At 72.4% G+C, this 19,433-nt stretch carries 17 protein-coding genes; 10 read left to right on the forward strand and 7 right to left on the reverse strand.

From position 1 onward, the window contains the following. The first annotated feature begins 10 nt into the window (after positions 1 to 10). Positions 11 to 718, forward strand: coding sequence for an aspartate/glutamate racemase family protein (locus ABZ208_RS20445; protein ID WP_356910873.1), 708 nt, complete (start codon positions 11 to 13; stop codon positions 716 to 718). A 277-nt stretch (positions 719 to 995) separates the two neighbouring features. On the opposite strand, the gene ABZ208_RS20450 is transcribed toward ABZ208_RS20445, so the two are convergent. After that, positions 996 to 2,201 (reverse strand): cytochrome P450, encoded by a 1,206-nt coding sequence (locus ABZ208_RS20450; protein ID WP_356910892.1) that lies wholly within the window; start codon positions 2,199 to 2,201, stop codon positions 996 to 998. 209 nt (positions 2,202 to 2,410) lie between these two features. Here ABZ208_RS20450 and ABZ208_RS20455 point away from each other — a divergent pair, with 209 nt between their 5' ends. Genes ABZ208_RS20455 through ABZ208_RS20465 form a run of 3 tightly spaced genes read left to right on the forward strand, consistent with a single transcriptional unit; the run spans position 2,411 to position 5,676 of the window. Next, positions 2,411 to 3,505 (forward strand): GNAT family N-acetyltransferase, encoded by a 1,095-nt coding sequence (locus ABZ208_RS20455; protein ID WP_356910874.1) that lies wholly within the window; start codon positions 2,411 to 2,413, stop codon positions 3,503 to 3,505. 13 nt (positions 3,506 to 3,518) lie between these two features. Next, a complete protein-coding gene (locus ABZ208_RS20460) occupies positions 3,519 to 4,865 on the forward strand; it encodes a glycosyltransferase family 2 protein (protein WP_356910875.1) in 1,347 nt (448 codons plus the stop codon). Position 4,866: 1 nt separating this feature from the next. Beyond that, the gene (locus tag ABZ208_RS20465; RefSeq protein ID WP_356910876.1) at positions 4,867 to 5,676 is read left to right on the forward strand and encodes a polysaccharide deacetylase family protein; all 810 of its coding nucleotides are present in this window, start codon (positions 4,867 to 4,869) and stop codon (positions 5,674 to 5,676) included. Positions 5,677 to 5,706: 30 nt separating this feature from the next. Here ABZ208_RS20465 and ABZ208_RS20470 read toward each other — a convergent pair whose 3' ends face one another. The 6 genes from ABZ208_RS20470 to ABZ208_RS20495 all read right to left on the reverse strand — a co-directional run bounded on the left by ABZ208_RS20470 (position 5,707) and on the right by ABZ208_RS20495 (position 13,763). Further along, positions 5,707 to 6,723 carry a glycosyl hydrolase gene (locus tag ABZ208_RS20470; protein ID WP_356910877.1) on the reverse strand — a complete coding sequence of 339 codons (1,017 nt, stop codon included), beginning with the start codon at positions 6,721 to 6,723 and terminating at the stop codon, positions 5,707 to 5,709. 77 nt (positions 6,724 to 6,800) lie between these two features. Beyond that, on the reverse strand, positions 6,801 to 7,256 hold the full coding sequence (locus ABZ208_RS20475; protein WP_356910878.1) for a hypothetical protein: 456 nt from the start codon (positions 7,254 to 7,256) through the stop codon (positions 6,801 to 6,803). Positions 7,257 to 7,270: 14 nt separating this feature from the next. After that, positions 7,271 to 9,112: a glycosyltransferase gene (locus ABZ208_RS20480; protein ID WP_356910879.1), complete on the reverse strand. Its 1,842-nt coding sequence runs from the start codon at positions 9,110 to 9,112 to the stop codon at positions 7,271 to 7,273. 14 nt (positions 9,113 to 9,126) lie between these two features. Further along, the gene (locus ABZ208_RS20485; protein ID WP_356910893.1) at positions 9,127 to 11,145 is read right to left on the reverse strand and encodes a lipopolysaccharide biosynthesis protein; all 2,019 of its coding nucleotides are present in this window, start codon (positions 11,143 to 11,145) and stop codon (positions 9,127 to 9,129) included. 298 nt (positions 11,146 to 11,443) lie between these two features. Continuing rightward, a complete protein-coding gene (locus ABZ208_RS20490) occupies positions 11,444 to 12,661 on the reverse strand; it encodes a DegT/DnrJ/EryC1/StrS family aminotransferase (protein ID WP_356910894.1) in 1,218 nt (405 codons plus the stop codon). Positions 12,662 to 12,833: 172 nt separating this feature from the next. Then, positions 12,834 to 13,763 carry an RNA polymerase sigma factor SigF gene (locus ABZ208_RS20495; protein ID WP_356910880.1) on the reverse strand — a complete coding sequence of 310 codons (930 nt, stop codon included), beginning with the start codon at positions 13,761 to 13,763 and terminating at the stop codon, positions 12,834 to 12,836. A 311-nt stretch (positions 13,764 to 14,074) separates the two neighbouring features. On the opposite strand from ABZ208_RS20495, the gene ABZ208_RS20500 reads away from it, so the two are divergent. The 6 genes from ABZ208_RS20500 (at position 14,075) to ABZ208_RS20525 (ending at position 19,352) form a co-directional block, all read left to right on the forward strand. Then, positions 14,075 to 14,443 carry an STAS domain-containing protein gene (locus ABZ208_RS20500; RefSeq protein WP_356910895.1) on the forward strand — a complete coding sequence of 123 codons (369 nt, stop codon included), beginning with the start codon at positions 14,075 to 14,077 and terminating at the stop codon, positions 14,441 to 14,443. A 169-nt stretch (positions 14,444 to 14,612) separates the two neighbouring features. After that, positions 14,613 to 15,164 carry an ATP-binding protein gene (locus ABZ208_RS20505; protein ID WP_356910881.1) on the forward strand — a complete coding sequence of 184 codons (552 nt, stop codon included), beginning with the start codon at positions 14,613 to 14,615 and terminating at the stop codon, positions 15,162 to 15,164. A gap of 134 nt (positions 15,165 to 15,298) precedes the next feature. Next, positions 15,299 to 15,964, forward strand: a complete 666-nt coding sequence (locus ABZ208_RS20510) for an LPXTG cell wall anchor domain-containing protein (protein ID WP_356910882.1) — start codon at positions 15,299 to 15,301, stop codon at positions 15,962 to 15,964. A gap of 3 nt (positions 15,965 to 15,967) precedes the next feature. Continuing rightward, positions 15,968 to 16,780 (forward strand): hypothetical protein, encoded by an 813-nt coding sequence (locus tag ABZ208_RS20515; RefSeq protein ID WP_356910883.1) that lies wholly within the window; start codon positions 15,968 to 15,970, stop codon positions 16,778 to 16,780. 212 nt (positions 16,781 to 16,992) lie between these two features. After that, complete coding sequence (locus ABZ208_RS20520; RefSeq protein ID WP_356910884.1) at positions 16,993 to 18,000, forward strand: hypothetical protein; 1,008 nt, start codon at positions 16,993 to 16,995, stop codon at positions 17,998 to 18,000. Positions 18,001 to 18,014: 14 nt separating this feature from the next. Next, entirely contained in the window at positions 18,015 to 19,352 is a 1,338-nt protein-coding gene (locus ABZ208_RS20525; RefSeq protein ID WP_356910885.1) for a hypothetical protein, read from the forward strand. The last annotated feature ends 81 nt before the right edge of the window (positions 19,353 to 19,433 follow it).

The following is a 19,433-nucleotide window of genomic DNA, read 5'->3' on the forward strand; positions in this document are numbered from 1 at the left end:
CAGTGGGCCGATGCGAACCATAGGGCTGATCGGCGGCATGAGCTGGGAGTCCAGCGCCGAGTACTACCGGCTGCTCAACGAGCTGGTACGGGAGCGGCTCGGCGGTCTCCACTCGGCGCGGTGCGTGCTGCATTCCGTCGACTTCGCGGAGATCGAGGAGCTGCAGCGCGCGGGGGAGTGGGAGCGGGCGGGCGAGATCCTGGCCCGGGCCGCGGCCGGGCTCCAGTCGGCGGGCGCGGATCTGCTGCTGATCTGCACCAACACCATGCACAAGGTGGCCGATCAGGTGGCGGCGGCCGTCACCGTGCCGCTGCTGCACCTCGGCGACGCCACGGCTGCCGCCGTACGCGCGGCGGGGCTGACCACCGTCGGCCTGCTGGGCACCGCGTTCACGATGGAACAGGACTTCTACCGGAACCGGCTGGCCGCGCACGGGCTGACGGTGCTCACCCCGGACGAGGCGGGCCGTGCGCTGGTGCACCGGGTGATCTACGAGGAGCTGTGCCTCGGCGTCGTGCGGGAGGAGTCCCGCGCCGCCTACCAGGACGTCATCGGTGAGCTGGTCGCGGCAGGGGCGCAGGGTGTCGTCCTGGGCTGCACGGAGATCGAGCTGCTGATCGCCCCGGAGGACAGCCCGGTCCCGGTGTTCCCGACGACGAGACTGCACGCGCAGGCAGCGGTGACGGCGGCGCTCGCGGGCGTCGAGGGCCGGGCCTGACGGCCTCCTCCACGCCGGGACGGGCGTGATGTGTCCGTGGCGGCCACGCGGGCGGGACCCGGTGCGAAGCCCCCGGCGCTGAGCGGGCCGGTACGGAGTCCGGCCGCCCGACGCATCCTGCGCGCCGTCGGCTCGCTGCAGCGGGCTCGCCCCGCCGGAAGCACGCCCGCGATTCCCGTCCGGCGCCGTTGCGCGGTGCGCCCGTGCCGGGCCCGGTCGGCCGCACTGCTGCGATCCCGAAGTGCGCCCGCTCGCACAGCGCCCGCCGCCGCGCCCGTCAGCGCCCGAGCCGTACCGGAAGCTCCCGCACGCTGTTGCCCACGAAACTCGCGTGCCGCGGCAGTTCGTCGTCCGGCGTCGCCAGATCCAGGTCCGGGAAGCGGGCGAAAAGGCGCTCCAGCGCGATCGTCGCTTCCATCCGGGCCAGCGGCGCGCCCAAGCAGTAGTGCGGGCCGTGGCCCAGCGACAGGTGCCGCGCACCACCGCCCCGGGTGATGTCGAAACGGTCCGCGTCCTCGCCGTGCGCCGCCGGGTCCCGGCCCGCCGCCGAGTAACCCGCCAGAACCGGCGTGCCTTTGGGGATCACCGTCCCGTCCAGCGTCAGATCCCGGGTCGGATAGCGGAACGGGAAGAAGCTGACCGGGCTGTCCCAGCGCAGCGTCTCCTCGACCACGTCCGCCCAGGACGCCTTGCAGGACTGCACCAGAACCAGCTGGTCCCGGTGGGCGCACAGGGCGCGGACCGCGTTCGTGATCAGGTTCAGCGTCGTCTCGTGACCGGCGATGATCATCAGCATGAGGGTGCCGATCAGCTCGTGCGGCCCGAGCCGGTCGCCGCCCTCCTCTCGGGCGGCGATCAGCGCGCTCGTCAGATCGTCCCCGGGACTCCCGGCCCGGGACGCGGCGACCGCGCTCAGCACCTCCACCATCTCCCGGTTGGCCGCCATGGCCTGCTCGGGTCCGATGTCGGTGGCGACGATCTGGTTCGACAGGTGGTGCAGCCGGTCCTGCAGCCCCGCCTCCACGCCCAGCAGTTCGCAGATCACGCCCATCGGCAGCGGCAGCGCGAAGTGGGCGCGCAGATCGACGACGCCGCCGCCCGCCGCGGCGGTCTCGCCCAGGCGGTCCAGCAACTGCGCCGTCACCGCCTCGATCCGCGGCCGCAGCTCGGCCACCCGGCGAGCCGTGAACGCCTTGCTCACCAGCGCCCGCAGCCGCCGGTGGTCCGCGTCGTCGGCCGTGGTCATGCCCTGCACGGTGGCGAACGTCTTCAACGGCCAGCCGTCCGGGATCTCCCCGGCCTGCAGTGCGGCGAAGTGCCGGGCGCCCTTGGCGACACCGGGGTGGGCAAGAAACTCCTTGAGCGCCTCATGACCCAGCACCGCCATCCCCTCGACTTCGCCGGGGAGCACGACGGGTGCGACAGCGCCCTGGGCGAGCAGCCGGGCGTTGGCGGCGTGGGGGCAGCCGCCGACCGGGTCCATCCGGTGCGGCGTGGCGGGTGAAGTGGTCAACAGGGCTCTCCTGACTGCGAATTGGGACCTCAGATCATCGGCCCTTGCACACCTGTGCCACAAGACGTCACAAGAATGGTCAAGAAGGGTGATGCTCCCTGTCCTGTCGCATTTTCTACCGGTACCTTCCTCACCGGGGATACAAGTTGAAGGCTCAAGGGGCAGACCGGGGGGTCGAGTTGAGCGATGTCCGCATTCATGTGGTGACACCGTCCGAACTGGGTGCGCGGGAGACCGATGCCTGGCGTGAGCTGCGTGCCAAGAGCGGTGCACCGGCGAATCCGTTCATGGAACCGGAGTTCACGCTCGCCGTCGGGCGGGTGCGCGCCGCCGCCCGCGTCGCGGTGCTGTGGGAGGACGGGCAGCCGGCCGGCTTCTTCCCGTACGAGACGGGCCGTCTGGGGCATGCGCAGGCGATCGGGTTCGGGGTCTCGGACTGCCAGGGGGCCGTACTGCGCCCCGGCCTGCGGATCGCCCCGCGCGAGCTGCTGCGCGCCTGCGGTCTGACCGCCTGGGAGTTCGACAATCTCGAGGCGGGCCAGGAGATCTTCGTGCCGGGCGCGGCCGAGGAGTTCGGCTCGCCGGTCGTCGATGTCGGGACCGGGTACGCCGCCTACCAGGACGTGCTGCGCAGCCAGTCGCCCAAGTTCCTGAAGACCACGCTCGCCAAGGAGCGCAGGCTCGGACGCCAGACGGGCGACCTGAAGTTCGTTTTCGACGAACGTGATCCGGCCGCCCTGCGCACGCTGATGGGCTGGAAGTCCGCCCAGTACCGCAGGACCGGCCGTCGCGACCGGTTCGCCCAGGACTGGATCAGCACCTTGGTGCGGCGGCTGCACGAGACCCGCGCGCCCGGCTGCAGCGGCGTGCTGTCCGTGCTGTACGCGGCGGGCAGGCCCGTCGCCGCGCATTTCGGGCTGCGCTCGCGCACCGTGCTGTCCTGCTGGTTCCCGGCCTACGACCCCGAGTTCGCCAAGTACTCGCCCGGTCTGATCCTGCATCTGCGGATGGCCGAGGGCGCGGCGGCGGCCGGCATCGGGATGTTGGACCTTGGGCGCGGGGCCGCCGAGTACAAGGACGCGCTGAAGACCGGCGAACTGCGGGTCCACGAGGGGGCGTCGACACGGCCAGGGGCGGGGGCGGCCGCGTACTGGCTGCGCCGCGAGCCGGTGCGCCGCGCCCACAGTTTCGTACGCAGCAGGCCACGACTGGCCGGATACGCGCAGCGCACGCTGAACCGGCTGGGCAGTCTGCGCCGCCGCGACACACCGTGACAGGGGGGACATGATGCCGAGCACACCGTACCGACCAGCCGCATTGCCGGGCCGTGAGCGGCCGGGCGGGATCCGGGTCGCCGAGTTGGACCTGGACGGCCCCGACGGCCCGGTCCTGTCCTTCCGGCCTGCTCCGGGAACTGCCGCGGACGGGGCGCCCGTCCGTGGCGGCGACGAGGTCTACGCCCTGGTCCGGCTGCGCGGCCGGCCCGTCGCCACCGTCGTCTGCCGGGTCCCGCCGGGCCGCGACCCCGCCGACGCCGTCGCCGCGACAGCCCGGGACAAGCTCGCCGGCCATGCACCGTCCGCGCCGTCCGCCCACGGTGACCTGCCGAGGACCAGCGTCGTCGTCGCCACCCGCGAGGGCGCCGACCGTCTCGCCCGCACCCTCGACTCGCTGCTCGCCCAGGACCACCCGGACTTCGAGATCGTCGTCGTCGACAACGCGCCGGTGACCAGCGCCACCGAGGACCTGGTGCAGCTCAAGTACGGTGACCGCGTCCGCCTGGTGCGTGAGCCGGTGCCCGGCCTCGCCGTCGCACACAACCGGGGCGTCGCCGTCGCCGACGGCACGGTGATCGCGTTCACGGACGACGACGTCGTCGCCGACCCGCACTGGCTCACCGCACTGACCGCCCCGTTCGCCGACGACCCGCGGCTGGGCTGCACGACCGGGCTGATCCTGCCGGCCCGTCTCACCACTCCCGCCCAGATCCTTCTGGAGAGCCACGGCGGATTCGCCAAGGGCTTCGCCCCGCGCGTCTACGACCCCCGGCACCCGCCCGCCGACGAACCGCTGTTCCCGTTCACGGCGGGCAGCTTCGGCTCCGGTGCCAACATGGCCTTCTCCGCCGCCGCCCTGCGCCGCATCGGCGGCTTCGATCCGGCCACCGGCACCGGCACGCCCGCCAGGGGAGGCGACGACCTGTACGCGTTCGTCAGCGTGCTCGCCGCCGGACACCGGCTGCGCTACACGCCCGAAGCCCTGGTGTGGCACCACCACCGCGAGAGGTGGCAGGACCTCATGAACCAGGCGTACGGCTACGGCGCGGGCCTGACCGCGTATCTCACCGCCGTGCTCGCGCGCCGCCCCGGCCTGCTGCCCGCGCTGCTGCGGAAACTGCCCCGCGGTCTCGCCCACGCCCGCGCCATCACCGCCCACCGCGACACGGGCGTGGGCAGCGCACCCGGCGAGCACGGGACGCGGAACCATCCCTGGCCGCGCCATCTGTCCCACCTGGAGCGCCGCGGGATGCTCGCCGGGCCGTTCGGTTATGTACGGGCCCGGCTGCGGCAGCGCGGCGTACCGCTGCCGGCGGTCGCAGACGCCGGGGGCAGCGACGTCGAAGGGAGACGCTGACATGCTGGACGACGAGTCCGGGGCCCGTATCCCCGTCCTGCTCTACCACGCCGTGACGGACGATCCGCCCGACTGGATCGCCGAGTTCGCCGTCACACCACGGCAGTTCGGCAGCCACCTCGACGCCATCGAGGTGAGCGGCCGCACCCCGGTCACCGTCGGCACGCTCGTCGACTGCCTCGCGGGCAGCGGTCCGCTGCCGCCCCGGCCCGTCGTCCTCACCTTCGACGACGGCTTCGCCGATCTGCCGGGTCCCACCGCCGAGGCGCTCGCCGGGCGCGGGATGCCCGCCACCGCGTACCTGACCACCGGTGCCATCACCCCGGGCCGGGACAGCCTGCTGCCGCCGGCGCCCATGATGACGCTGTCCCGGACGCCACTGCTGGAGCAGTACGGCATGGAGGTCGGCGCGCACACCGCCACCCATCCGCAGCTGGACACACTGCCGCCCGCGGCACTGCACCGCGAGCTGCGGGAGCCGAAGGCGGTCCTGGAGGACGTGCTCGGCCACGAGGTGCGGCATCTGGCCTATCCGCACGGCTACAACAGCCGGGCGGTGCGCCGGGCCGCGGCCGCCGCGGGCTACGCCTCGGCGGCGGCCGTGCGGCACGCGCTCAGTTCGCGGGAGGACGAGACGTACCGCATCGCCCGGCTCATCGTGCGCCGCAGCCATACGGCCGCCGACGTCGAGGCCTGGATGGAGGGGCGCGGGGCGCCGGTCGCGCCGTTCCCCGACTCGCTGCCGACGGTCGGCTGGCGGCTCTACCGGCGCACCCGCGCGCTGGTCAGGGGGCCGGTCTTCGCGGGCTGAGGCGAGGCCGGGCGTCACGGAGGCCGGGCGTCAGGGCAGGGACTGGTGGAAATACGGGTCGGACACCGCCTTGCGCAGGCTCCGCCAGGACGAGTCGCGGGCCAGCGACAGATCACAGCCGGGGCCCGGGTCGCGGTGGTTCCACTGCAGCGCGGCCCGCACCCCGTCCAGCTCCTTGACCACGCGCGGCACCTGCGCGTACCACTCGGCCTGTGCATCGGGCCGCTGCGGATCGTCTGCGGTGCCGAACTCGGACAGCATCAGCGGCTTGTTCCCGGAGAGATTCGCCCGGATCCAGTCGTGCGACACCCGCTGCGTCTGCTCGAAGGTGCGCCATGACGTCTTGTGGCAGCGGAAGTAGTTGTACTGGTTGTAGCCGATCCAGTCGACGTAGGAGTCCCCCGGGTACAGGCTCCGGAACAGGTCGCTGTGCCCGGTGTAGCCGGTGATGATCCAGGTCCAGACGACGTTCGTCACGCCCAGCGCGCGGAACCGGTCGTGGATGTGCCGGTACGCGGCGACGTATTCGGCCGGTGTGCCGTTCGCCGGAGTGCGGGTGTCCATCTCCAGGTCGAAGGAGAGGAAGACCTTCCGGCCGCTGGTGCGGCCGTACTCCTTGATCCGCTTCGCCTGTGCGTCGACGACGTCGCGGTCGAGCTCACCCGCCGCGATCCGCCGCCAGCTCGGCTGCTGCGCCGCGGTGCCGTTCCACCACTTGCTCTCCCAGGACAGCAGCAGCATCCGGTCCTGCCCGACGCGCTGTTCCTGCTCGGTGAGCAGCTGTCCCTCCAGGCCGTCCGTCGACATGTCGTGGTACGTGTACACGATGTCGAGCCTGCGGCCGATCCGCTTCTCGTAGGCGAGGACCTTCTCCTCCAGATCGGGTTTGTCGTGCCGTACATAGGCCCCGAACCACGCGCCGCAGGGCGGCACCAGCAGCTCGGTGGGACGGCACTGCGCGCTCGTGCGCGAGGGCGGGCCGTCCGGGGCCGTGAAGGCGAGGGCGAGTACGCCGCCCAGCAGTGCCATCACCAGTGCGGTGGTCACGGCCCATGGCGGGCGCCCGCGAGACGTGCGATGCCGATGACTGCCGGGCGCCCCGGGTAAGGGGCGTCGGGGTGACGTCACGTGGCTGAGCCCTTCTGTGGTGGTGAGGAGGCCCGCGCGGCCGGGGCGCGGCCGACGGGGGCGGCCGGCCTCGGGACGCAGGCGGCGACCGCGCTGAGCGCGGTGAGGACGAGCAGGACCCGCAGACCGCTGAAGGCGTCGGCGGCCAGCAGGGCGGTGGCGCAGATGACCGCGGCACTCACGCTGAGGAAGACGGCGAGGACGAGCAGTTCCAGTCGGCCGGAGTCGCGTTCGAAGCCGGTGTCCCAGCTCTCCGCCGGGGCTGCCGGCCGCTGTCGGCGCAGCGCCGGGGCACAGACGCGGACCACGGCCGCACCGGGGCCGGCGAGCAGGAAGACGGCGACAGGGAGGGCCCGCAGGGGCGAGCCGTCCCGGAGCAGCACGGTGGCGGCGATCGCGCAGCAGCCCGCGAACGGCGGCAGCAGCCGGGCGGCGAGGGATCTGCCGGTCATGGGGGATCCGCCGGTCATGGGGTGGCCTCCGTGCGCCTGAGTTCGTAGACGGTGCCCGCGCTGTTGCCGCCCACCCGCTCGAACAGCGGCGATGTGGCCACGGACTGCTCGATGGTGCGCAACTGCTCGGCGGTGAGCATGCCGTTCATCTCGGAGTTGGCGATCTGGCCCTGGGTGAGCAGGAAGTAGGCGCGGCCCGGCGGCTCCACGCCGGCCATGTCCCGGGCGAGGGTGCCCGCCGGGTCCTTCAGGATCCTTGCGACGTGCTCCTTGGTGTCGTCGAGGAACCAGTAGTGGCCGATGTGCCAGTAACGGTCGTAGGCGAGCGGGTAGTTGCGGTGGGCCGCGACCACGAGCGAACCGCGGGGAGCGTGCTCGACGACGTCCCGTACCAGCGCGACCTCGGGGGGCGGGAAGTGGCTGAGCCGGTCCTTGCCCGCGTAGCTGGGCACGAACGCCGCCGTGAGCGCGAGCAGCACCACCCCCGGCAGCACGGCGAAGCGCAGCCCGCGCGCGGGCCGCGGAGCTCCGGTGCCCTCCGGCGCCGCCCCCAGGGGCCGGACATCCGGCAGAAGTGCGGCGGCCGCGAAGAAGCAGGCCCCCGGCAGCATGAACATCAGCACCCGGAAGATCATCTCGCTGCCGTAGTCATTGGCGGCCAGCATCAGCAGCGGGACGGCGGCGAGCAGCATCAGCGGCCGGGCGCGGTGACGCAGTACGGGCCGGCGCCACACGCCGAGTGCGGCCAGCAGGAGGACGGCCGCCGACAGCAGCCGGGAGATCCAGGAGACGATCACCGGACCCGTGCCGGTGGGTGTGGAGCCGTAGCCGGTCTCCAGATTGCCCCGCAGATCCCCGAAGGAGCGCACCATCTCGGGCACGGCCTCGCGCAGGAACGGCAGTGAGGCGGTCAGATTCCAGGCCAGGAACACCACCAGAAGCACGGCGGGCAGCAGCCAGTCGCGATAGCGCCGCAGCACGCACAGACCTGCGAGCGCCACCACCAGCATCACCGGGGTGAGCTGGTGCGAGATCACGATCGCGGCGATCAGCGGGACCAGCAGCACGGTCCACAGGAGATGCCGGGACCGGCTGCCGTGTGCCGGACGCCCGCCGCGGCGCAGCACGATCGCGATCACGGCCAGATAGAGGGCGAGCGCGAGGGACTGGGGCGAGAAGTAGTCCTGGCCCACCCAGTTGGCGGCACAGAACAGCCAGACGGCCGTCCACAGCAGCCGGCGGTCCTGGGTGAAGGTGCGGTAGAGCAGGAGAAGCGGGGCGAGCAGCAGCATGCTGGACAGCAGGGGCCACCAGGCCATGTACGTCAGGGAGTTCTCCACCCCCGTCAGCCGTACCAGGGCGGCCTGCGCGGCGAAGAATCCGGGCCACTGGTCGTACACGGCCATGTCGCCGAGCTCGCCGCCGGTCGTCTGCAGGCGCTCCGCGGTCAGCAGATGTCCGATGACCGCGTCGTGCTTCCACGCCCACGCGTAGAGCGGCGTCGGGTAGACCAGTGCCTGGGTGCCGCGCTCCATCAGCAGCAGAGCCAGGGTGTACGCGAGAGGCCACCGGTCGGCGCGCCGGGGATCGCGTACACAGATCCAGAACCCGGCGGCCAGCAGCGCGAGCCCTGCCCAGAACGCCACCGGCAGGGCTCCGGCCAGTCCGAAGTCGTCCAGCGCGGTGGTGTCGGTCCGTGCCACGGCGTACGCCCACAGGCCGAGGGCGCCGGCCAGCGGCCCACCGAGGAGCAGCGGCCCGCTCCATGGGGCACGGTCGGGCCGCGGCAGATCGGCGAGATCCATGGCGGACGACTCGGCCACGGGTCTGTCGGCCGGAGTGACTGGCTGGCGCACGCTTTTCTCCCTGGTCAATCGGTGGGCCGGCGACGGCGCAGCAGGGCGAGGACCGACGCCGCGCAGAGGAGGAGCACAAGGAGCGGCAGAGCGACGGGGGCGACCTGCTGTTGCAACGCCCAGCCGCACAGGGTGAGCAGCCACACCACGCTCCAGCGGGCCCGGACCCGAAGCCCGGCGATGTGCAGGATCACCGACAGGGCGGTCAGGCACAGGAACTGGTACGCGACGGGCAGCCAGCCCGGCTCCGGCGGGCGCCCGAGCAGCGGGTGCGCGGTGTGCAGCGCGGCGAACGTCACCACGACGGTGGCGGCGAGCAGTCCGCCCCGCGGACGCAGCAGGGCGAGGGCCGCACTCTGCACGACGAGCAGCAGCAGTCCGGCCCCGAGCGTGAGCGCGGGCAATGCCCTCACCAGCTCGTACCCGGACACCCGGTCGGCGGCGGCGAGATCCGCCGACTGCACCAGGGGCGCCCAGAACAGCCCGCAGACCATCCCGAGCAGCAGCCACAGCGTGGTGACGGCGCGCTCCTCGGCGGCCGGGCTCCCGTCACCCGCCCCTGGAGCGTCCTCGCCGGGCCGGACCTCCGCCGCCCTGGCGCGCCCCGGCGCAGCCAGGACGGGGATGCCGGACGCCGGGGTCCCGGTGCCGTCGTGCGCGCCGTGCAGACGCGCGGTCCCGCGGGCCCGGTCCGTGCCGTGGTCCTGCTGGTAGCGCCTCGCCGCCTCGCCGCGGTGCTCGGCGGCCCGGCGCGCCCAGGCCGTGCCGTACTCCACCGTCCGAGGCGCCGCGCGGCCGGTGAGGGCGGTGCGAAGGCTGGGCGCGCACAGCAGGGCGGTGACGGTCATGGACAGCAGCACGGCCCAGCCGGCCCCGTCGATGCCGGTGGGGCCGAGCAGCAGTGCCGCACTGCCCAGGACCAGTGCGCACATCGCGCCCTGGACCGCGGCCAGCATCCCCGTACGCCCTTGTACGCGCAGTACGCCGATGCACAGCTCGACCACCACGCGCGGCAGGGCGGCGGCGGCCAGCAGGCGCAGGACGGTCGTGCCGTGCTCGGCGTACTCCTCGCCGAACGGCGCGAGGATCTGGGGGGCGAGGACGACCAGGAACAGCACGACCGGCACCAGCAGCAAAGCCATCCGGCGCAGCGCACCGCGCACTCCGGCCGCCAGGGTCCCGGGGCTGTGCGAGGCGTGCGCGGTCAGCGAGGAGGCCATGTTGATGGCCATGAACTCCATCGTTCCGCCGACGGTGTAGGCGATGTAGAAGAAGCCGTTGTGCGCCGCGTCGAAGCGGACGGCGACCATCACCGGCAGCAGATTGATCATCGCCAGCGAGAACAGCGCGCCCACCGAGTCGCCCGCCAGGAAGCGCCCGATGTCGCGCGACCTCGGCGGCTCGCGGTCGTGGTCGGCGGCAGCCTGGCGGGGGATGAGCCGGCGGAAGACGAGCCAGCCGAGGGGGATGACGGAAAGGGCGATCGCCGCGGCCCAGGACACGAAGATGCCGAGAACGGGCAGGACGCCCGCGAGCACGGCGAGCAGCAGCAGCTTGCCGAGGGAGAACACGGCGTTGCCGACGGGCACCCATACGGCCCGGCGCAGCCCGGTCAGCACTCCGTCCTGAAGAGTCAGCAGCGCCCAGCCGACACAGGCCGCGGTGAAGACCAGCCCGGCGGTGATGCCGCGCAGCGGTGCGAACGACGGTCCCCAGAGGTCGAGCGTGAAGAGGAAGACCATGCAGGCCAGGCACACCACGACCGAGCTGCCCGCATAGGCCCGCCACACCAACGCCCCCGTCGCCCGCCCGGCCCGGGGCACGTAGCGCACCACGGCGCCGATCATGGTGGTGGCGGTGAGGGAGGCGAGCAGGCGCATCGCGGCGATGGCGGCGGAGCCCTCACCGACGGCCTCCTGGGAGTAGTACCGGGCCGCGACGAGCCAGAATCCGAGCCCGAGCGCGGCGGAGACGCCGGTGGAGAGCATGAGCGCATAGGCGTTCCGGAAGAGGGAGTCCCCGCTCCCGCCCAACGCGGGGCCGACGGCCGCCTCCGCTCCCGTCGGCCCTGCCGGATCGTCCACACCGGCGCCGGCCGTCGCGGGCACCCACGCCGGGCCGCCCGGCACGGCCTGGCCGGTCGCACAGGCCTGTGGGGTCCCGCCCGCCGTGCCTGCCGAAGTTCCGGGCGTGTTCGCTCCCGTCGGTCCGGCCCGTTGGGGTTGGGGGCGTGCGGTCGCCCGGACACGTGGGTCGCTCCCGCCCGACGCGGCCGGACCGGCCCGGTCCGGCGCCCCTCGCGGCGGTGGGTCGTGACGCAGCCTCGCGGTGTCAGACACCGCGTTCCCCCTGCGCCGGCAGCTTGGGCGGTGAGTACTTCAGCATCCGCGGCACCCGCGCGGAGATGTGCGGTGCCAGTGGTGGCCGGGCCGGCCGCGTGCCGCTCTCCGTCAGGACCGAGATCACCTGCCGTGCCCGCAGCGGATCGACGGGCAGCGCATGCCGGGCGAACCATGCCGCGGTGTCCGGCCGCGGCGACGGATCGGTGAAGCGCTCACCGGCGTACGCGTCGAGCGGCGGGTCGTACAGATAGCCGACCGTGATCCGGCGGCGGGCGAGCGCCGCGATGGCCGCGTCCCGGTCGGCGACCAGCAGCGGAACCCGGAACAGCGGCTGAGCGGGCCCTGGGCGGGGCAGTGCCCACCTCGTGTCCAGCAGCCGCTGGGTGCCTTCCAGACAAGCAGCGAGCCGCGTGTCGAGCCCGGTCAGCAGCCGCTCGGTGCGCCGCAGCCGCAGCGCGCCCGGTGCCAGGCGGTACTGGTTCAGGTCCACCCGTATCCAGGAGTGGAAGGGGTCGAGCGCGGGCGTCACCCGCAACGCCCGGGCCAGTTCGTCGGGGCGCAGTTCCATCCGGATGCCGGCGCGTTCCTCGCGGCCCAGCAGCCGCAGTGCGGCGCGCGCCGCCCCGGTCAGCCGCAGGCCCCGCACCCCCGCCTCGGCGTACGGGCGCAGGGCGTAGCTCAGCTCCGAGGACCGTCGCGACGGCTCCAGGAGCAGATCCCTCGCCCGCGCCAGCGGCTCCCGCAGGGCCGGGTCGGCGACGGTCAGGAAGCCGCCGGTCTTCGCGCCGGTGTGCTTGGAGAGGCTGAAGACCGACGCGTCACCGAAGCCGCCCACCGCCCGGCCGTCCACCACGCTGCCGATGGCATGCGCCGCGTCCTCGATCAGGGGGATCCCCAACCGGTCGCAGCGCGCCCGCAGTTCGGACGCAGGATCGGGGTTGCCGTAGAGATTCGTCGTGATCACGGCCGACAGGCCGTGCCAGGTCGATTCCGGCACGGCCGCGGTGTCGATGGAGCCGTCGTCGGCGCGCAGCGGCGCCTGTACCGGCCGCAGTCCCGCCGCGAGCACCACGAAGAAGATCACGTCGTCGTTGACCGGCGACATCAGTACGCGTCCGCCGGGCGGGCACCAGTGGCGCAGCGCCACATAGAGCCCGAGACGGCAGGACGGCATGTACAGGCATTCCCTGCCCAGGCGGCGGCGCATGAGCTCTTCGAGTGGTGCGTACGCCGCCGGGCAGCCCTCCCCAAGAGCCATTGGTTTCCCCCCATTTACCCCTGGCTCAATGTGGACCAAACCGGACTGCCCCGTCAATAACGCTGAAGGGCCCCTTCCTTGACGGAAGGGGCCCTTCAGCGGCCTGGGCGGCGCGTGCTCGTCACTCCTCGACGGTCAGCGCCTTACGCAGCTTGACCAGGGTGCGCGTCAGCAGCCGGGACACGTGCATCTGCGAGATCCCGAGCTCCTCGCCGATCTCCGACTGGGTCATGTTGGCCACGAAACGGAGGGAGAGGATTTTACGGTCCCGTGGCGGAAGGCCGGCGATCAGCGGCTTCAGCGACTCGACGTACTCGATGCCTTCGAGCCCGTGGTCCTCGTAGCCGATACGGTCCGCGAGCGCACTCTCGGAGTCGTCCTCCTCGGGCTGGGCGTCCAGCGAGCTCGCCGTGTACGCGTTGCTGGCCGCCATGCCCTCGGCGACTTCGTGCTCGCTGATGCCGAGGCGCTCGGCGAGTTCGCCGGACGTGGGCGCGCGGTCGAGCTGCTGGGAGAGCTCGTCGCCCGCCTTCGCCAGCTCGATACGCAGCTCCTGCAGGCGGCGCGGCACCCGCACCGACCAACTGGTGTCCCGGAAGAAGCGCTTGATCTCGCCGATGATGGTCGGCATCGCGAAGGTCGGGAACTCGACGCCGCGGCTGAGCTCGAACCGGTCGATCGCCTTGATCAGACCGATCGTGCCGACCTGGACGATGTCGTCCATCGGCTCGCTGCGGGTGCGGAAACGGGAGGCGGCGAACTTGACCAGCGCCAGATTGAGTTCGACCAGGGTGTTGCGGACGTATGCGTGCTCGTGCGTGCCCTCTTCGAGGGAGCCGAGGCGGGCGAAGAGCGTCTTGGACAGCTCGCGCGCATCCAGCGGGCGCAGCTCGCCCAGTGGGGGCATCCCGGACATCTCCGGAACGAGGTCCGGTGCCGGAGCGGCTGCCGGAGCGGTGGCCGGGGCCTGTTCGCCCCTGGGGGTGGGCAGTGTCGACGGCGCGTTGAGGGTGCGCGAATCGTCGAGCCGGGGTGACATGGTCTCCTCCATCGTTCTCGGCATATGGCTGCCGATGCCATCCATGCTGCTGCGGTGAGCGGCGCCTCCAAAGCCGGCCGTGTCGGTTTGTGTCTCTCCTAGCCCTACCCGGTCGGTACCGGCCATCGCAAGTGGCGTATATGTGATATGTCCGTTTTGAGAGGGAGTTCGGCTACCGAGGCGCGTACGGAAGGCGTAGGGTTCGAGCGGCATCCGCGCCCTCCGGCCTGTTGGGCGTGTGACGTGCCGCACGATGAAGCGACACAGTGGACGGCGGCCGCAGGCGGTCGGCGACAGTGAACGACACGGTGAAGAGGGACGGCATGGACCGCGGGACGGTCGGCAGCGCGAATCGGGGCCGGCTTCAGGTCGAGGTTCGGACCGAGGGCCGCAGCGAGGTGGTGTGCCCGGCGGGTGAGCTGGATCACCACACGGCCGAATTGCTCAGCGCGCCTCTGGACGATGCGATCGAACGGGGCCGGGTACGCCTGGTCATCGACTGCTCGCAGCTCGAGTTCTGCGACTCCACCGGACTCAATGTGCTGCTCGGGGCCCGGCTGAAGGCCGAGGCGGGCGGGGGAGGGGTGCACTTGGCGGGGATGCTGCCCGTGGTGGCCAGGGTGTTCGAGATCACCGGAGCGGATGCGGTCTTCACCGTGCACGACTCCCTCGAGGCGGCGCTGGCCGACTGACCGCGCCCCGGCGGTCCTGCATGTGTTGTCCGCGTCACGCGTTTCGCGTGGGCGTCGAGGGTGTTGTCACGATTCAGCCGGGCAGGAGAACCCCGCAGAACGTCCACAGCCCTGCACTCTGTGTACAGAAGTCAATGGTGAACCGGTGAATCGGTGAGGTGAAGCGCTGATGAGCACCACCCGGCAGCAACCGCCGGGCGACCTCGGCCCCGAGCCGGGCGGCGCCGGGCCCGCGCCTGAAGCACCCGGCCGGCCCGGTGCGCCCCCGATGCCCGCCGTGCCGCCGATGCCCCCTGCGCCACCGCTCGCCCCGGTCGGTACGCGCCGCCTCGCGCTGGGCAGCGCCAGCGGGATCGTTCCGATGGCCCGCGACTTCACCCGGCAGGCACTGTACGAGTGGGGCTGGCTGCCCGCCGCGACCGCGGACCGCAGGGCCGCCGCCGAGGACGTGCTGCTCGTCGTCTCCGAACTCGTCACCAATGCCTGCCTGCACGCCGAGGGGCCCGAGGAGCTCCGTGTCACGTGCGACGGCAAGGTGCTGCGCCTGGAGGTCGCCGACCGCGGCGCGGGACAGCCCGCGCCCCGCACCCCGCACAGGGCCGGCCGGCCCGGCGGGCACGGCATGTTCATCGTCCAACGGCTCTGTCTGGACTGGGGAATTGTCCGGATCCCCGGCGCCCCCGGCAAGACGGTCTGGGCGGAGCTCGCCGCGCCCGCATAAGACGTTTTTGAAACTCTTGTGGAGCACGTCAATACGGCGTGCTCTTTGTCTTCCCTCCCCAAGGCCTCAGGCGTACCTTGAGCGCCCGATCTGATGTGTCGTCAGTCAGTAGCGTGCGCACGAGGGGAAGTCGAGTGTCGTACCAGAAGCGGACAGCTCTCGCGCTGGCAGCAGCGGTGGCGGGCTCGGTGGTTCTGATGACCGCCCCCGCCGCACATGCCACCGTCGTGGACGTCGATTACAAGTGCCGGACGCCCATCGGCCCGAAGGCCGCGGTCTCACCGATCGACATCAAGGCCGTCAAGAGCGGCAGTTCCTACAAGCTCACCATGTCCTTCCAGAAGGGCGTCTCCTCCAGCCCCGTCGAACTGGGCAAGGGGGCCATGAACCCGAGCGCGCTGATCGAACTGGGCGGTGCCGAGGGGGGCAAGGTGCCGGTCTCGGGGCCGGCCAACGCCGCGGCCATCCCGGCCAACACCCCCATCAAGATCAATGACCTGTCGGGTACCTACACCCCGAAGAAGAGCGGGAAGGTCACCTTCACGGCCGGAGTGCTGACCATCAAGGCGCTCGGTACGACCACGACCTGCACCCCCGGCAACAGTCCCGGGCCCTCGCTGGAACTGGACGTCACGGCCGCCGGCGGCGGCTCGCAGGCATCGGCGTCCGGCGAACTCCCCAAGACCGGCCCGCTCGACTCGGCGACCGCACTCGCCACGCTGGGCGGAACGATCCTGCTGTCCGGGGCCGCGGGTGTTCTGTGGCTGACCCGGCGCAGCGGCGGCCGGATCGCGAGCTGAGCCGTGCGGGCCGCCGCCGTTGTCGTCCTGGCCGCGCTCCTGTGCGCCCTGGGCACTCCCGCGACGGCGTCCACCGGCTGGAGCGTCGACAGGGAGTACGTCTACCTGGAGGGCGCGCCCGGCACCGTGTTCGAGGACCGGTTCTCGGTGACCAACCCGGAGGCGAAACCGCTCACCCTGCGGCTGCGCCTGCCGCACCGCGCCAGGGCCACGAGCCCCTGGATCGCCCTGGCCGCCGACGCCGTGAGGGTCCCGGCCCGCACCCGGGCCGAGATCCCCTTCACGGTCACGGTTCCCGCGGACGCGCCGCCGGGCGACCATCCGGTCGCGATCACCGCACAGGGCGCGGGCCGGGAGGCTCCCGTACGCGTCAGCCTGCGCATCAGCGGCCCCCGCCTCGCGGCGCTCACCGTGGAGGACGTGACGTACTCGGACGGACAGATCCGCTACTCCCTGGTCAACCGCGGCAACACGACACTGGTCCCACGCCTTTCGGTCCGCGCGGACGGCGTCTTCGGCACCCTCCTGGACCGCCCTGCGCGCACGCTCCCGCTGAGCCTGCCCCCGTCGGGCCGTGTCAGCCTCACCGAGAAATGGCCCGACCCGCCGGCCCTGGACACGGTCGACATCCGTCTGGGCGTCACGGCTCCGGGCGCCGCCCACGCCGAGTCGGTGCTCTCGGCGACGTTCGTCCCGTGGCGCCTGCTGTCGCCCCTGCTGCTGCTCCTGCCGGCCTGCGCCCTGTGGCTGTACTCCCGCCGCGCCCGCACCCCCGCCCACCACCACCACCGCCGCCCGGCGAGATCAGGAGCCTGACGATGCGAGGCATCCCGCCCGTGCCCCGCGCCCGTCCCTGCCGGGCCGCCGTCCTTGCCGGTCCGGCGGGTTCCGCCCGGCGTTCGCCGCCTTGTGCCGCCGAGCCGGCGTACACCGGTGTCCCCGCGCCCGCCCCACCGTCCGTACGGCGCGAAGCTGTCGCGCTCGAGGTGTCGGGGCGCAGGCCCCCGCGTACCGCAACCTCCAGTCGGATGCGGGGGCTTGCCGCCGTCGTCCTGCTCGGGCTCCTGTTCCTGCTCCTGCCCGCCGCCCGGGCCGCCGCCGCCCCCACCGAGCCCCGACCCGAGGTCAAGCTCTCCGCGCCCCAGGCCGGCAAGGGCAACACCCTCACCGTCAGCGGCACGGGCTGGCGCTCCAAGGCCCTGCTGATGCTCCTCGTCTGCGGCCGGTCCACCCCGGCCAAGGGCGTCATCGGCGGCACCAACTCCTGCGCCAACGCCGACGGCCGCGCCGTCACCACCGACGCCGACGGTGCCTTCAGCAAGAAGGTGCCGGTCGCCGAGCCGCCCGTGCCCTGCCCCTGTGTCGTGCACGTCGCCACCGTCACCGGTGAACAGGCCGCCGTGGACGCCGAGTTCGTGGTCGCGGGCCACCCCACCGCTCCTCTGCCGCAGCAGACCGGCGGCGGCAGGCTCGCCGTGCTCACCGCGACCCGCCTCCAGGGAGACTCCGGCATCCTCGTCTTCTTCGGCGCCCCGCCCTCCCGGCGGCTCGAGTTCACCGTGGGCAATCTCGGCTCCGACCCGATCGTCGACCCCGTCTTCCGGATCGGCACCGCCCACGGGGTGTTCGCCCCGCAGTGGGAGGAGCAGCAGTGGCGCGGCACGATCGCGCCCGGCCGGAAGGCACAGATCACGCTGCCCGTACAGCTTGCCTCCGGCGCCCATGGCGACTACTCGATCTCGGTGAAGTACGGCACGAAGGTGCTTGCCGAGCAGCCGTGGGGCGTCGGCCGGCCGTGGGGCGTGACGATCTTCTGGATCCTGCTCGCCGTTGTCGTACCCGCCGCCCTCTTCCGTATCGGCATGGCGATCGTCGACAAGGTCCGCCCGCCGAGCGCCCGGCACGCCCGCAGCGGACCGCGGCCCGCGGGCGGCACCGCCAGGCGGCCCGCACCCACCACCACGGCCGCGCTGCCGTGGTTCACCCCTGACTCCGCACCGTCAGAGAACCGGCCCACGACGAAGGGACATTCGTGAGTACGCAACGGAGGATGAGCGCGGCCGGGGTCGCGCTGATGCTCGGCGGCGCGGGAATCCTGCTGGCCGCAAGCCCCGCCCAGGCCGCCGAGGTCTCGTACAGGACGGAATGCATTCCCCCGCCCATCTCCGGTCTGCCGCCCGTGCAGGGCACCACCAAGGTGCAGATCACCGCCCCCGCGGAGGCGAAGGTCGGCGACGAGATCGAGGTGGTCTGGAAGACCGTGGAAGCCGCGTCGAAGAACCCTGACGTCCTCGACCTGCAGAAGGACACGGTCAAGCCGACCGGCACGGTGAAGGTGGCCGGGGCGCAGACGGCCGACCTGGCGATGGACGGCCCGCGCCAGAACCCGCCGATCCCCAAGAACAGCCCGATGGTGCTGCCCGACATGAAGGGCAAGCTGAAGCTGACGGCGGCCGGAGAGATCACGCTGACCCCGGACGCGTACAACATCAACGTCTCGAAGCCGATCTCGACGGACACCAAGTGCGCGCCGAAGGAGACGGTCCCGGCCGGCGCGACGGTCAAGGTCACGGAGGGCGGGGGCGGTACGACGACCGGCGGTTCGACGACCGGCGGTACGAGCTCCGGTGGCACTACCGCGGGCGGCACGTCCTCGGGCGGTTCGACCTCAGGGGGCACGTCCTCGGGCGGATCCACCTCGGGCGGTTCGTCCTCCGGCGGCAGCACCACCGGAGGCGGCGGAGGAGGAGGCGAGACCGACTTCGAGGGCAAGGAGGTCGAGGTCGCCTACGCCTGCAAGACCCCCATCGGCGACAAGAACGCCGTCTCCCCGGTGAAGATCAACGCCAAGAAGAACGGCGGCAGTTACGACCTGACCGTGAAGTTCTCCAAGTCCGTCATGGACAGTCCGGCCGACATCCCGGCGGACTCCGTCAAGCCGTCCATGGAGGTCGAGCTCGGCGGCGCCGACAAGGGCTTCGTCCATGTCGAGGGCCCCACGAACAAGGAGCCCATCAAGTCCGGCGATCCGATCGAGATCCCCGATCTGACGGGCACGTACAAGCCCGGCGCCACCGGAAAGGCGACGCTCAGCCCGGGTGTCCTGACGGTCAAGGCACTCGGCACGACGACGACCTGTACCCCGCCCGCCGATGTCGCGGTCTCGCTGGAGCTCGACACCTCGGCCCAGCCGGGCGGCGCGTCCGGCGGCGGCTCCACCGCGGGCGGATCGACCGGCTCCGGCGGTACGGCCACCAGCGGCGGTCTCGCCCAGACCGGCGCCGAGGACACCGGCGCCCTGCGCGCCCTCGCCCTGGTCGCCGGCACGGTGATCCTGCTCGGTGGTGCGGTGTTCACCTTCACGCCGTGGCAGCGGCTGCGGCGCTGACGACGGCCGCAGGAAACGGCGGAGGGCCGCTGCACCGGATCCGGTGCAGCCGAGAGGGAGGGGGGGGGGGAGGGGGAGGGG

The sequence above is a fragment of the Streptomyces sp. NPDC006208 genome (assembly GCF_040613775.1).
Lineage (GTDB): Bacteria > Actinomycetota > Actinomycetes > Streptomycetales > Streptomycetaceae > Streptomyces.

What these genes read in the sequence shown, in the direction of transcription:
- ABZ208_RS20475 (WP_356910878.1), bottom strand. Translation starts at nt 7,256, where the DNA reads ATGACCGGCAGATCCCTCGCCGCCCGGCTGCTGCCGCCGTTCGCGGGC.
- ABZ208_RS20450 (WP_356910892.1), bottom strand. Translation starts at nt 2,201, where the DNA reads ATGGACCCGGTCGGCGGCTGCCCCCACGCCGCCAACGCCCGGCTGCTC.
- ABZ208_RS20500 (WP_356910895.1), top strand. Translation starts at nt 14,075, where the DNA reads ATGGACCGCGGGACGGTCGGCAGCGCGAATCGGGGCCGGCTTCAGGTC.
- ABZ208_RS20505 (WP_356910881.1), top strand. Translation starts at nt 14,613, where the DNA reads ATGAGCACCACCCGGCAGCAACCGCCGGGCGACCTCGGCCCCGAGCCG.
- ABZ208_RS20520 (WP_356910884.1), top strand. Translation starts at nt 16,993, where the DNA reads ATGCGGGGGCTTGCCGCCGTCGTCCTGCTCGGGCTCCTGTTCCTGCTC.
- ABZ208_RS20460 (WP_356910875.1), top strand. Translation starts at nt 3,519, where the DNA reads ATGCCGAGCACACCGTACCGACCAGCCGCATTGCCGGGCCGTGAGCGG.
- ABZ208_RS20445 (WP_356910873.1), top strand. Translation starts at nt 11, where the DNA reads ATGCGAACCATAGGGCTGATCGGCGGCATGAGCTGGGAGTCCAGCGCC.
- ABZ208_RS20495 (WP_356910880.1), bottom strand. Translation starts at nt 13,763, where the DNA reads ATGGAGGAGACCATGTCACCCCGGCTCGACGATTCGCGCACCCTCAAC.
- ABZ208_RS20525 (WP_356910885.1), top strand. Translation starts at nt 18,015, where the DNA reads ATGAGCGCGGCCGGGGTCGCGCTGATGCTCGGCGGCGCGGGAATCCTG.
- ABZ208_RS20465 (WP_356910876.1), top strand. Translation starts at nt 4,867, where the DNA reads ATGCTGGACGACGAGTCCGGGGCCCGTATCCCCGTCCTGCTCTACCAC.
- ABZ208_RS20490 (WP_356910894.1), bottom strand. Translation starts at nt 12,661, where the DNA reads ATGCGCCGCCGCCTGGGCAGGGAATGCCTGTACATGCCGTCCTGCCGT.